This window comes from Sinorhizobium sp. B11 (genome assembly GCA_039725955.1).
Lineage (GTDB): Bacteria > Pseudomonadota > Alphaproteobacteria > Rhizobiales > Rhizobiaceae > Rhizobium.
Genome location: CP091033.1, coordinates 398557 through 410751, shown reverse-complemented (window position 1 = coordinate 410751; position 12195 = coordinate 398557). Strand labels below are relative to the sequence as shown.

The following is a 12195-nucleotide window of genomic DNA, read 5'->3' as shown; positions in this document are numbered from 1 at the left end:
CCAAGCTGTCGGGAAGGAGCCACACAAGCCCATGCGGGAAAGTGATTTCGTCAGCGGCTTCGCCCGCGGCCTCAAGGTGATCGAAGCCTTCGGCGAAATGCATCGCCGGCTTTCGATCACGGATGCAGCGAAGCTAACCGGCCTCGATCGCGCCACGGTGCGTCGCTCGCTACTGACGCTTGCCGATCTCGGTTATGCCGATTACGACGGCAAGTTCTTCACGCTGACGCCGAAAATCCTGCGGCTCGGGCATGCCTATCTGGAGGCGACGCCGCTGCCGGTGCTCATTCAGCCGCATCTCGATGCGCTCTCCGAGAAGGCAGGCCAAAGCGCGTCCGCATCGGTACTCGACGGCGGCGAGATCGTCTATATCGCCCGTGCCTCGCAACGCCGCGTCATGTCGATCAACCTGACACCCGGCAGCCGTCTTCCCGCCTATTGCGCCTCGATGGGCCGTGTCTTGCTTGCAGCCCTCCCTGAAGCCGAAGCACGGGCAGTTCTTTCCCGAAGCGAGCTGAAGGCGAACACGCCGAACACGAAGACCGATCCTGTGGAACTGATGGCCGAGTTCCGCAAGGTTCGCGCACAGGGCTATGCTCTCATCGACCAGGAGCTTGAGATCGGCCTCTGCTCCATTGCCGTACCGGTCGAGAACGATCGCGGTCAGACCGTGGCCGCCATCAACATCGGCGCACCGGCCGCCCATGTGCCGGCGTCCGAGATGGTCGCGCGCTATCTGCCGCTGCTAAGGGAAACCCAGGCGACACTGCGCACCGTGCTGCGCTAGCCCATGTCGCACAACGCTTTAGAAACTCTGGACCAGCCAGCCGGCTGAAATCAACGAAGTCCAGCAAAACCGCATCCGTCAATCCGGGCGGCGCGAAATGCGAAAGACGCTGGCTGGCGGGATATTCAGGCGTACCCGGCCGAGCCTCTCCGCCTGCAGCCCGAACTCATCGAGCACGTCTGACGGGACCGAGCAGGCACGGCCGTAGGTGAACTGGTAGAAGGCGCCACCACGGTCCAGCAGGCCGAAACTGCCGCCGACAATGGCGCGGATGATCTCCGGGGCATATTGCGAAAGGGCAGTCCGCTGACGATTGCTGCCTGCAGTCCAAGTTCTGCCTTGCAGGCTGCAAGCTCGCGCGCATCGCGCTGGAGTACGGTCACCTCAGGAAAACGCTGCTGCAACGGAGCGATGAAGCGGGTTTCGAGCTCCACCAGTGTCAGGTCTCGCGCCGGCAGGCCGCGTTTCAGAAGCGCCTCGGTGAAGACCCCGGTCCCCGGGCCAAGCTCCAGCACCCTGCCCGCCGAAGGCTCGATCTCACTGGTCATCAACCGCGCCAGCCGCCCTCCCGAGGGCACGATCGCGCCGATTTTCCTGGGCTCGGCGAGAAGGGCACTAAAGAAGGCGGCCAACGGCGGCTGTTGCATGCAGGTCTCCAGCATCGATTGATCGACGCCGATATTCTCCTTTCAAATGATGCGAGCATGACGTTTATCCGCATCACTGAAAGTTTTAGGCGCTCTGCGCTGTCGGCTCGAAGCTCATGTTGAAGGCGGCTCCGCCGCCGGTCGCATCCGATACCCATACCCGCCCGTGATGTATTTTGACGATCTCGCGCACGAGGTGGAGGCCGAGGCCAATGCCCTGGCTGCGACCGTTCGCACGCTGGAAGGGTTCGAAGATCCGCTCCCGGTCCTCGGGCGCGATACCCGGGCCTTCATCGCTGACGGAAATCTGTGCCGGGCGCTCCACGGCGATGGTGATGGTGCCGCTCCTGCCGCCATGCTGGATGGCGTTCTGAACCAGGTTGGCGATCGCCCGCTCCAGCGCAGTCTCATCACCGAGGATACGTTCCGGCATCGAGCGCAACTCGAAATTTGCCTGATAGCCGGCGGCGATGATCAGTGGCGCAAGTTCTGCGGCCTGCCGGCGGGCGACCGTAGCAAGGTCGACGGAACAATCCGGCACCGGCTCCTGATTGAGCCTCTGCAGGTCGAGCAGCTGCTGGGCCAGTGTCGAAAGGCGGGCGACATCTTCCAGCAGCCGGTTGGTCGCCTCCGTTGGCGGCATGGTTTCCAGGCGGTTCTGCAGGATGGCGATCGGCGTACGCAGCTCATGGGCGGCGGCCAGCATGAAGCGTCGCTGCTTGTTATGGTCATCGTCGAGCCGTTGCAGCGTCTCGTTCATGGCAATCACCAGCGGCGCAACTTCTTCCGGCACGTTTTCCAGCGGCAAACGGTAGCCGCGTGTCGTCCCGTCGATGCCCTGTGCCGCCTGCGCCACCTCGCTCAATCCGCGGTGGATGCCTCGCGCCACGAATGGTGTGACCGCCAGTGTTATCAGGCCCGTCAGCAAAATCACCGGCAGCACTATACCGGAAGCGATCGCCATGAAGACGACCAGCAGTTTGCCGGCCGAAAGGCTGCCCTGTCGGCCGACGATGACGAGCAGATCGCCGTGATCCGTCCTTATTTTTTGCAGGCGTGCGGCAATCGTCGCTGGATTGTCCTCGTCCCCATTGAAACGGGCTTCGGCGATATCGCTACCCGACGCGGCGATGGCGAGATATTGCGCCGGTACATTGCCTTCGCTGACCATGCGGCCCTGCTGATCGCGCACTAGAAACCAGAAGTCGGCCGCCTTTTCGCGCTGGTAACCCAGATCGTCGGTGTTGGTGATACGCATCGAACCGTCGGCGTTCCAGGCAATCGATTCCGAAACCGCATCGATTGCATGTTCATCTGGAGCGAAAATGCCGCTCATGCCCGAAATCCAGAAGACGAAGGCAAAGGCGATCGCGATCAGCACCAGGGTCGCGGCCTGCAGCGCCACCAGCCGGCGGATCAGCCTCCATTTCAGCGAATAGAACTTCATCTTCTTCATGGCCGGGCCTGCCGGATCAGGTAACCGACGCCACGAATCGTATGGATCTCGACACCGGCGCCCGCAGCATCGAGCTTGCGGCGCACCCGCGAGACATGCGCATCCAGCGCGTTGGACTGGATCTCGTCGTCCATGCCATAGACCGCTTCCTCGAGGCTTGAGCGCTCCACCGTGCGCCCAGCCCGGCGCATCAGCGCTTCCAGCACCAGCAATTCGCGGCGAGGCAGTTCGAGTGCCGTCTCGCCGACGCGCGCCTCGCGGTTGCGCAGGTTGAAATGCAGCCGGCCGAGGCACAGGCTCTCGATCTCGATATTCCCCGGACGGCGCAGAATGGCGCGCAAACGCGCCATCAGCTCCTCGACGGCAAAGGGCTTGGCGAGATAGTCATCGGCACCGAGATCGAGACCTTCTATCCGGTCCTTCAGATCGCCGCGCGCCGTCAGCATGATAACCGGGACAGCCGGCTGGATGCGGCGCGCGTCGGCGATCAGCTCCAGCCCGTCGCCGTCCGGCAGGCTGCGGTCAAGCAGCAGCGCATCATAGCTGTTCAGCCTCACGGCCTCCTCGGCTGCCTCGATCGTGGAAACGTGGTCCGTGATGATATTGTTGTTGCGGAGCGCCGCCACCAGCACGGCAGCCATTTCCGGTTCATCTTCCGCCAGCAAGACGCGCATTTAACCGTCCAACTTCAAAAGCCGCTCTGTGCACAGGCAAGATTGCGTCAGCATGACGAGAAAGGCCAGAGCGGTGTGGCGTCAATCCCCGAAAGGCAGGCTGATTGCCTCGGTTCGCGCTTCAAGCGCGCGGATGACGGCCGCCATGTCCTCACGCCCGAAACCCAGACTTTCGGTTTCCGCGTAAAGCGCATGGCAAGCATCGAGCAGCGGCGAAGCAATGCCCGCATGCCGAGCCGCTTCGGCGACCAAACGATTGTTTTTCAGCGCGTCGGAGATCGCCGCCTGCACTGAGAAGTCCCGCTCCACCAGCTTGCCGCTCTTGATCCGCGATATGCCGCTCGCCATCTGGCCGGCATCGACGACAGCTTTGAAAAGCCCCATGTCCAATCCCTGTCGGGCGGCAAAGTGCGCCGCTTCGGCAAGCCCCGTGACCGTCGTGATCAGAAATATATTGACGGCAAGCTTCATCAGGAGCGCATTCGGCACGGCGCCGCAGACAACCGTTTCCCTGCACATGGGCTTCAAAAGCGGACGAACCTCTTCGACGACGTCCGCATCTCCCGCAAGCATGACCACAAGCTGGCCTTCCTCCGCCGGCCGGCGCGAGCCTGAAACAGGCGCCTCGACATAGTGGCCGCCGGCGGCACGAATATCCGCCTCAAGCGCTTTCGAATATTCGGGCGCGGTGGTCCCCATATGGATGACGACATGTCCGGCTACCCGTTCGACAAAACCTGGTGTACCGCGCCCGAGAACCGTGTCGATCACCGCTGCCGTTGCAAGCATCAGGATGACGGTCCGGGCTGTCGTAAACACTTCGTCGACATCCGCGGCCACTTCGGCGCCCGCTGTCCGTAGCGTGTCAGCCCTTTCCGGCGAACGGTTCCAGACGATGAGATCGGTACCTGCCCGCGCGAGATTGAGCGCCATCGGCGTACCCATCACGCCGAGACCGATGAAGCCTGTTTTCATTTTGCCGTCTCCTCGGATAGCCAGGAGCGAAGTCTACGAACAAAGGCGGCAGTTGTCTTGAAGGTTAGTGCGCAGGTGCAGGCTGCCCCGAAATTTCCAGCGCTGCCTCACGGATCGTCTGCATGAGGATCGACAGCGGCAGCGAGGGGACGGAATCGGTACGCACCGTCAATCCAACGGGACCCTTCGTCTCGCTCGTATCGACCGGCAGGGCGACAAGCACGCCGTCGGCAATATCCCGCGCAACCACGCCGTTGGAGATGATCCAGATCGCGTCGCTATCGCGCACGAAAGCGCGGCCGAAGGCATCGGAAACAGTCTCGATCTGGCTCGGCAGGCTGGCGACGCCATTGGCGATCAGGAAATTTTCGACCACCGGCCTGATGATCGAACCGCGGGTCGGCATGAGAAGCGTATAGCGGCCGAGTTCGGCGAAGAACGATTTGCCGGCGCCAAGCAGCGGATGGCCGGTGCGCACGGCAAAGACCACTTGCTCGGAATAGAGATGCTCGAACGAGAAGCCGGCCATCCTTTCTGCCCCCGCGAGACGGCCGACGACGAGATCGAGATCGCCGACACGCAGCTGCTCAAGGAGCACAGTATTGTCACCGGTGACGATCTTCACCCGGCTCCAGGTATTTTCCTTCAGAAACAGATCCATTGCCCGCGGCATGATGCGCGTCGAGACTGTCGGCAGCGCGCCGATGCGGATTGGCGGAGCATCGCCGAACTGCTCCTGCGAGACGGAATCGAGCCCTTGCCGCAGCGCTGTCAGCGCAGCGCCGGCATGGCGCAGGAAGACCTCGCCATAACGCGTGATCCGGATCCCGCGCCCGTCACGCTCGAAAACACTGACGCCAAGTGCCAGCTCGAGCTCGCGGATCGTCTTCGTCACCGCCGGCTGGCTGACATGCAGGAGTTCAGCCGCCTTCATGACGCTTTTCTGCCGCGCCACCTCGACAAAGGTCTGCAGATGGCGAAACTTGATACGACTATCGATCATAATTTTCATAACTCATAGGTTATCGAAAAGCCGAAAAATATCATTTTACTTAACCGGATCAACTCATCAAATTGGGTGGGGAGGAGATTTAAAGTGCAATTCGCCAGTATCAACGACGTAACGATCCACTACCAGCTCATCGGTGCGCCGGCTGACAGGCCGGTCATCGTGTTTGCCAATTCGCTCGGCACGGACTTCCGGATCTGGCGCGATGTGATCGTGCGTCTTGCCGGCGATTTTGCCATCATTCTCTATGACATGCGCGGCCACGGTCTTTCCGATGTCGGCCAGGTGCCATATTCCATGGAGGACCATGCGACGGATCTTGCCGGGCTGCTCGATCTGCTGTCGGTCAAGGATGCCGTCATCTGCGGCCTTTCGGTCGGCGGCCTGATTGCCCAGTCGCTCTATCAGCGTCGTCCGGACCTGGTGAAGGCGCTCATCCTTTGCGACACCGCCCACAAGATCGGCACGGCCGAAAGCTGGAACAACCGCATCGCCGCGGTCGAGAAAAGCGGCATTGCGAGCATCGTCGACATGGTCATGGAGCGCTGGTTCACACTGGCTTTCCGCCGACCGGAAAACAACGCCTATGCCGGCTATTGCAACATGCTGATCCGCCAGCCGGTGGAAGGTTATAACGCAACCTGCGCGGCGATCCGCGACGCCGATTTCACCGAGGCGGCAGCCAAGATCAAGGTGCCGACCATCTGTGTCGTCGGCGATCAGGATGGCTCGACGCCGCCGGATCTGGTGCTGTCCACCGCCAGGCTGATCCCCGACGCACGCTACGAAGTCATCAAGGACTGCGCCCACATTCCGCCGGTCGAGCAGCCGGAAGCGCTGACGGCGATCATCCGCGCCTTCCTGTCATCGATTGGAGAAAAAAGCCCATGAGTGACACCGTGTCCGAACGCTATCAACAGGGAATGGCGACTCGTCGCTCCGTTCTCGGCGATGCCCATGTCGACCGCGCCCAGGCTGCCTCGACCGACTTCGACAGGCCGTTCCAGGAACTGATCGCCGAAGCGGCTTGGGGTCACGTCTGGTCGCGGCCTGAACTGACGAAGCGTGAGCGCTCGATGATCACGATCGCGCTACTTGCCGCACTCGGCCAGGACGACGAAGTGGCGATGCATGTGCGCGCTACCGTCAATACCGGCGCCTCCCGGGAGGATATTCGCGAGGCGCTCTTGCATGTGGCAATCTATGCCGGCGTGCCGGCCGCCAATCACGCGATCAAGATCGCCAAACAGGTTTTCGAGCAGATGGACGCCGGCAAGGTGGCCTGAGGGAGACAGAATGTCGGACTTACCGAACCGCAAGCCAGAAACCGGAGCCTTCTTCGCTCGTGACCGCGCCTGGCATTCACCGGCCTATACGCCGGGCTACAAGACATCAGTTCTGCGCTCACCGCAGCGCGCGCTGCTATCGCTTGATGGCACGATTTCTGAGATCACCGGTCCTGTCTTCGGCCAGTCGATGATCGGCGAGATGGATAACGACCTGATCCACAATTTCGCGCGACCCGGCGAAAGCGCGATCGGCGAACGTATCATCGTCCACGGTCGCGTACTCGATGAGCGCGGCCGTCCGCAATCGGGCGTTCTCGTGGAATTCTGGCAGGCCAATGCCGGCGGCCGCTACCGCCACAAGAAGGAAACCTATCTCGCCGCCATCGACCCGAATTTCGGCGGCTGCGGTCGCTTTGTCACCGACGAGGAAGGTCGCTATTTCTTTCGCACTGTGCGACCCGGCGCCTACCCCTGGCCGAACGGTGTCAACGACTGGCGCCCGGCCCATATCCATTTCTCGATCTTCGGCCACGGCTTCTCGCAGCGTCTGATCACCCAGATGTATTTCGAGGGTGACCCGATGATCTGGAAATGTCCGATCGTCGGCACCATCCCCGACAAGGCGGCTATCGAGCAGCTCATTGCCCCGCTCGACTGGGGTAACACGATCCCGATGGACAGCCGCGCCTACAAATTCGATATCGTGCTGCGCGGCCGCCGCTCGACGATGTTCGAAAACAAGCTGGAGGGGAACTGACATGCAGGAACTCGGCTATCTCAAGGAAACCCCGTCCCAGACCGCCGGCCCCTATGTGCATATCGGACTGACGCCGAATTTCTGCGACATCACCGGCGTCTATGATACCGACCTCGGCGCGCAGATGGTCAATGACAAGACGCTCGGTGAGCACATCACCGTCAGCGGCCGTATCTTCGATGGCGCCGGCGCCCTCGTTCGCGATGCCGTCATCGAGATCTGGCAAGCAGACAGTGCCGGCCTCTACAACAGTCCCTCGGAAATGCGCGGCACGGCCGACCCGAATTTCACCGGCTGGGGCCGCTGCCCCACCCGTGGAGATGATGGCGTCTACAGTTTCGAGACCATCAAGCCCGGCAAGGTTCCCTTCAAGGACGGCCGCAAGATGGCGCCGCACATCACCTTCTGGATCGTCGCTCGCGGCATCAATATTGGCCTGCATACACGCATGTATTTTCCGGAGGAGCAGGAAGCCAATGCCGGCGATCCGATCCTCGCCCGTATCGAACACCGGGAGCGCGTAGCTACGCTGATCGCCACCCGCGACGATGCCAAGCTCAGCTTCGACATCTATTTGCAGGGACCGAAGGAGACGGTATTCCTGGATATCTGAGCCGGCTTGCGAGCAAGGCTCAGTACAAGTAGCGTCCCCTCACCCTATCCTCTTCTCCAGGGGAGAGGGCACCGGCTGGCGGAAGGGGATTGCAATGAAACGGGCCGTTCCATGACCACCTCCTCCTTCGACCATCCCTTCCTGTGCGGCCTGCTCGGCGACGCTGAAATTGCAACCTATTTCTCAGCCGACGCTGATGTCAGGGCAATGCTGTCTTTCGAGGCGGCACTTGCGCGCGCTGAAGCGGTGCATGGCATCATCCCGGCCGAGGCGGCCCGAAGGATCCGCGAGGCCTGTGCCGTTTTAAACGCCTGATATTGCCAGCCTGAAGATGGCGACAGCGAAGGACGGCGTCGTCATTCCCGATCTCGTCCGGCAACTGAGGAAAGCAGTCGGTGGTGAGGCCGCCGAGCATGTGCATTTCGGCGCCACCAGCCAGGATGTCATCGATACCAGCCTGATGCTGCGGCTGAAATCCGTGACCTTCCTCTTTGGTGGGCGTCTGCATGCCATCGTCAGTGGAATGGCAGCACTCGAACGACAATTCGGCACCAATCGCCTGATGAGCCATACGCGCATGCAGGCCGCCATTCCCATCGCCGCCGCCGACCGTATCGCCGCCTGGCGGATCCCGCTGGAGACCTACCGCGATCGGCTGACGGAGCAGGTCTTCCCGGTCCAGTTCGGCGGTGCGGCCGGTACGCTCGAAAAACTTGGCGACGAAGCCGCCGCCGTGCGCAGTTCGCTGGCGCAGGAACTGGGGCTATCAGACGAACCGCAATGGCAGAGCCAGCGTGCCCGCATCGCAGGTCTCGCCAATCTCTATTCGCTGATTTCAGGCAGCCTCGGGAAATTCGGTCAGGACATCGCATTGCTTGCCGAAGCTGGCGGCGAAATCGAGCTTGCGGGCGGCGGCGCCTCCTCTGCAATGGCGCACAAACAGAATCCGGTCGCCGCCGAAACGCTGGTGGCACTTGCCCGCTTTAATGCGACGCAGCTTTCGGCCATCCACCATTCGCTCGTTCATGAGCAGGAACGCTCAGGCGCGGCCTGGACACTTGAATGGCTGGTCCTCCCACAGATGGTCATGGCGACTGCCGCGTCACTGCGGCTTGCAACGGAACTCGTTGGTAACATCAAACGTCTAGGGACAAGCTGATCGCCTTTGCGTCAAGGCTGTAAAACCGGCTATGCAGGGGTGTTGAATTCAGGAGTGATCCCGTGACCTTTCCGCTCTTCGATCTTTCCGGCCGTCGTGCGCTGGTGACAGGCTCCAGCCAGGGCATCGGCTATGCACTGGCGCTCGGCCTTGCCGAGCATGGCGCCTCCGTCATCATCAATGGCCGAAACGCCCAGAAGGCGGAGGCGGCTGCCGAGACGATCCGCGAAAGGAAACGCCACGCCGTCAGCGCCGCTTTCGATGTGACGGATGCCGAGGCCAGCAGAACCGCCATTGCTTATATCGAGGCGGAGATCGGTCCGATCGATATCCTGATCAACAATGCCGGCATGCAGTTTCGGACGCCGCTGGAGGAGTTTCCGGTCGAAAAGTGGGACGAACTGTTCCGCACCAATGTTTCCAGCATCTTCTATGTCAGCCAGCCAGTGGCACAGGCGATGATCAGCCGCGGCCGCGGCAAAATCATCAACATAGCCTCGGTGCAGGCGGAACTCGCCCGCCCGAATATCGCACCCTATACCGCAACCAAGGGCGCTGTTCGCAACCTGACCCGCGGCATGGCGACGGACTGGGCAAAGCATGGCCTGCAGGTCAACGCCATCGCGCCAGGCTACTTCAGAACGCCGCTCAACCAGGCGCTTGTCGACGATCCGAAATTTTCCGCCTGGCTCGAGACGCGTACGCCGGCCGGCCGGTGGGGCAACGTGGAAGAGTTGGTAGGTGCGGCTGTCTTCCTGGCGTCGGACGCGTCGTCCTTCATCAACGGGCATATGCTGATGGTGGATGGTGGGATTACGGCATCGCTCTGAGGTTAGTCGCCTCCTCCGTCGCCACCTCCGTCACCACCACCACCACCATCGCCTCCATCATCGAGATCAAAACTCACCTCGATGCCGCCTTCGGCTTGGCCACGAACGAAACGCCTTCGAAAACGAAGACGACTCCACCATGGAGGGTTCCAAGACAAGAATACGGCAAATGCGACGATCAGGATGGAAACGGCCGAGAGGCCTATAAGGATCTCCGTGACTGGAGACATGTTTACTCCAAAGATTGCCTGAGGAAACTATCCCAGCAATTTTGGCGGGAAACAAGAACATTTAAATTTAGAGGACGCCTCAATCCGCGACCATATTGCCACGCCGCATCAGCCCCATGAGGATCAGCGGCAGCAATGTCGTGATGCAGATGGCGATGAAAGCCATCGCCATGCCGAGGCCGATGGAGCCCTGCTCGAACTGGCGCCAGATGAAGGTCGCGATCGTCTGCATGCCAACCGGTGCGACGACGACGGAAGCAACGAGCTCACGCGAGGCAAGCGCGAAGACAAGCAGCATCGAGGAAGCAAGGCTCGGAAAGACGAGCGGCAGCAGAATGCGGCGGAAGGCTGTGACGCCGCTGGCACCGCAGACGCGGGCTGCTGCCTCCAGATTGTCACCGATCTGCTGGAAGGCGGCCGTGGTATAGCGAACCGGCTGCGGCAGCAGGATGCAGCAATAGGCAAGCAGCAGAATGAAAGCGGTATTATAGGGTGTAAACGGCAGGCCCGGCATATTCCAGGCGAGGATGAGGCCGACAGCAACGACGATACCCGGCAGGGCATTCGGCAGAATGGTCATCACATCGATCGCCAAGCGGCCTGACATCTTCGTCTTCACCACGGTATAGGCGGCCGTCACACCGATCAGGCCCGTTATAAGCGCCGTACCGATACCGAGCGAGAAGCTGTTGATCAGTGCCGTGACGGCGCCGGCGCTATTGCCGAAGACCGCCATGAAATTGTCGAGGCTGACATTGTCGAAAGCGAGACCGCCTGAGATGGTCCGTGCCAACGCTGTCGCGAGGATGGCCAGCAACGGCACGCCGGTTGCAAGGAAGGCGACGACCGTGAACGCGATCATCACGGGCGCTTTCAGCGCGCCAAGTGGGCGCTTGTCCTTCGCCGTCGGCTTGCCGCCGACCGTCTGATAAGAGCGGCGCGCGAGGATCCAGCGCTGCAGGAGGAAGGTGATCAGCGACATGGCGACCAGCACGAGCGACAGGATGGCCGCGCCCGGCAGATCGATCGGCCAGTCGGTGACGCGAAGGTCGATGCCAGTTACCAGTACCTGAAACCCGGCGCGTCGGCCGAGCGCTGCCGGCGTGCCGTATTCCTCGATCGCGGCGGCGAAGACCAGCATCAGGCTCGCGGTCAGGCCGGGGGCCGAGAGTGGCAGCGTGATGCGCCAGAAGGCGCGTGCCGGAGAGGCGCCGAAGACACGACCGACATCGGCGTAACGTGCGCCGACGGCTTCGACGGTGCGCGACACGGCAAAATAGACGACAGGGAAAGTGTTGAAGGCCATGACCAGCGTCATGCCGAAAATCGAAAACAGGAAGGGCGCCAGATTGAAGCCGGCAAGCTGCTGCAGATAACCGCGCGGCTGCAGGGTCATGATCCAGCCGAGTGTCGCAATATAAGGCGGGATCATGAAGGGCACGAGCAAGAGAACGTCCCAGAGAGGCGCGAATGGAATCCTGTAGAGAGCGCGGAAAACACCGAGCGGTACGGCAACCAATGCAGAGGCGAACACCACGCAAACGCCGAGCAGGATGGTATTGCCGCCCATGCGGATCAGCGAACTATCGGCGAGGGTCGCATAGAGAGAGGAGAACGGGCTCGCAAACGAGCCCCGTCCAAGTTCGGGGAAGATGCCTTGCAGCACCACCGCAATGAAGGGAACGGCGACGACGAGAACCAGACCCGCTGTTGCAAGCCAGGCGGCCGGAGCCGTGCCGCCGATGCCGTTTCCCCTCATTCGTTCAGAC

Annotated in this window: 11 protein-coding genes and 2 pseudogenes; 7 read left to right on the top strand and 6 right to left on the bottom strand. The window is 61.6% G+C overall.

Going from position 1 to position 12195, the window contains the following annotated elements; genetic code table 11:
- The first annotated feature begins 31 nt into the window (after nucleotides 1-31).
- Complete coding sequence (locus LVY75_01850; GenBank protein ID XAZ20733.1) at nucleotides 32-787, top strand: IclR family transcriptional regulator; 756 nt, start codon at nucleotides 32-34, stop codon at nucleotides 785-787.
- A gap of 78 nt (nucleotides 788-865) precedes the next feature.
- Here the strand turns inward: LVY75_01850 and LVY75_01845 are convergent.
- The 5 genes and pseudogenes from LVY75_01845 to pcaQ form a co-directional block, all read right to left on the bottom strand.
- A pseudogene (locus LVY75_01845) lies at nucleotides 866-1434 on the bottom strand (methyltransferase domain-containing protein).
- An 85-nt stretch (nucleotides 1435-1519) separates the two neighbouring features.
- On the bottom strand, nucleotides 1520-2890 hold the full coding sequence (locus LVY75_01840) for a HAMP domain-containing histidine kinase (GenBank protein ID XAZ20732.1): 1371 nt from the start codon (nucleotides 2888-2890) through the stop codon (nucleotides 1520-1522).
- Complete coding sequence (locus LVY75_01835) at nucleotides 2887-3564, bottom strand: response regulator transcription factor (protein XAZ20731.1); 678 nt, start codon at nucleotides 3562-3564, stop codon at nucleotides 2887-2889. Before LVY75_01835 ends, LVY75_01840 begins: the two co-directional genes overlap by 4 nt.
- An 81-nt stretch (nucleotides 3565-3645) precedes the next feature.
- Nucleotides 3646-4539, bottom strand: a complete 894-nt coding sequence (locus tag LVY75_01830; GenBank protein XAZ20730.1) for an NAD(P)-dependent oxidoreductase — start codon at nucleotides 4537-4539, stop codon at nucleotides 3646-3648.
- Nucleotides 4540-4603: 64 nt separating this feature from the next.
- Nucleotides 4604-5542 carry a pca operon transcription factor PcaQ gene (pcaQ, locus tag LVY75_01825; protein ID XAZ20729.1) on the bottom strand — a complete coding sequence of 313 codons (939 nt, stop codon included), beginning with the start codon at nucleotides 5540-5542 and terminating at the stop codon, nucleotides 4604-4606.
- Nucleotides 5543-5635: 93 nt separating this feature from the next.
- On the opposite strand from pcaQ, the gene pcaD reads away from it, so the two are divergent.
- The 6 genes and pseudogenes from pcaD to LVY75_01795 all read left to right on the top strand — a co-directional run bounded on the left by pcaD (nucleotide 5636) and on the right by LVY75_01795 (nucleotide 10196).
- Nucleotides 5636-6439, top strand: coding sequence for a 3-oxoadipate enol-lactonase (gene pcaD / locus LVY75_01820; protein XAZ20728.1), 804 nt, complete (start codon nucleotides 5636-5638; stop codon nucleotides 6437-6439).
- Nucleotides 6436-6834, top strand: a complete 399-nt coding sequence (pcaC, locus tag LVY75_01815; GenBank protein XAZ20727.1) for a 4-carboxymuconolactone decarboxylase — start codon at nucleotides 6436-6438, stop codon at nucleotides 6832-6834. Before pcaD ends, pcaC begins: the two co-directional genes overlap by 4 nt.
- A gap of 10 nt (nucleotides 6835-6844) precedes the next feature.
- Nucleotides 6845-7594, top strand: coding sequence for a protocatechuate 3,4-dioxygenase subunit beta (gene pcaH, locus LVY75_01810; GenBank protein ID XAZ20726.1), 750 nt, complete (start codon nucleotides 6845-6847; stop codon nucleotides 7592-7594).
- A gap of 1 nt (nucleotide 7595) precedes the next feature.
- Nucleotides 7596-8207, top strand: coding sequence for a protocatechuate 3,4-dioxygenase subunit alpha (gene pcaG, locus LVY75_01805; GenBank protein ID XAZ20725.1), 612 nt, complete (start codon nucleotides 7596-7598; stop codon nucleotides 8205-8207).
- Between the two features lie 111 nt (nucleotides 8208-8318).
- A pseudogene (locus LVY75_01800) lies at nucleotides 8319-9366 on the top strand (3-carboxy-cis,cis-muconate cycloisomerase).
- Between the two features lie 62 nt (nucleotides 9367-9428).
- Nucleotides 9429-10196, top strand: a complete 768-nt coding sequence (locus LVY75_01795; protein ID XAZ20724.1) for an SDR family oxidoreductase — start codon at nucleotides 9429-9431, stop codon at nucleotides 10194-10196.
- A 309-nt stretch (nucleotides 10197-10505) separates the two neighbouring features.
- Here LVY75_01795 and LVY75_01790 read toward each other — a convergent pair whose 3' ends face one another.
- The gene (locus tag LVY75_01790) at nucleotides 10506-12185 is read right to left on the bottom strand and encodes an iron ABC transporter permease (protein XAZ20723.1); all 1680 of its coding nucleotides are present in this window, start codon (nucleotides 12183-12185) and stop codon (nucleotides 10506-10508) included.
- Nucleotides 12186-12195 lie beyond the last annotated feature (10 nt).

What these genes read in the sequence shown, in the direction of transcription:
- LVY75_01850 (XAZ20733.1), top strand. Translation starts at nt 32, where the DNA reads ATGCGGGAAAGTGATTTCGTCAGCGGCTTCGCCCGCGGCCTCAAGGTG.
- LVY75_01840 (XAZ20732.1), bottom strand. Translation starts at nt 2,890, where the DNA reads ATGAAGAAGATGAAGTTCTATTCGCTGAAATGGAGGCTGATCCGCCGG.
- LVY75_01835 (XAZ20731.1), bottom strand. Translation starts at nt 3,564, where the DNA reads ATGCGCGTCTTGCTGGCGGAAGATGAACCGGAAATGGCTGCCGTGCTG.
- LVY75_01830 (XAZ20730.1), bottom strand. Translation starts at nt 4,539, where the DNA reads ATGAAAACAGGCTTCATCGGTCTCGGCGTGATGGGTACGCCGATGGCG.
- pcaQ (XAZ20729.1), bottom strand. Translation starts at nt 5,542, where the DNA reads ATGATCGATAGTCGTATCAAGTTTCGCCATCTGCAGACCTTTGTCGAG.
- pcaC (XAZ20727.1), top strand. Translation starts at nt 6,436, where the DNA reads ATGAGTGACACCGTGTCCGAACGCTATCAACAGGGAATGGCGACTCGT.
- pcaH (XAZ20726.1), top strand. Translation starts at nt 6,845, where the DNA reads ATGTCGGACTTACCGAACCGCAAGCCAGAAACCGGAGCCTTCTTCGCT.
- pcaG (XAZ20725.1), top strand. Translation starts at nt 7,596, where the DNA reads ATGCAGGAACTCGGCTATCTCAAGGAAACCCCGTCCCAGACCGCCGGC.
- LVY75_01790 (XAZ20723.1), bottom strand. Translation starts at nt 12,185, where the DNA reads ATGAGGGGAAACGGCATCGGCGGCACGGCTCCGGCCGCCTGGCTTGCA.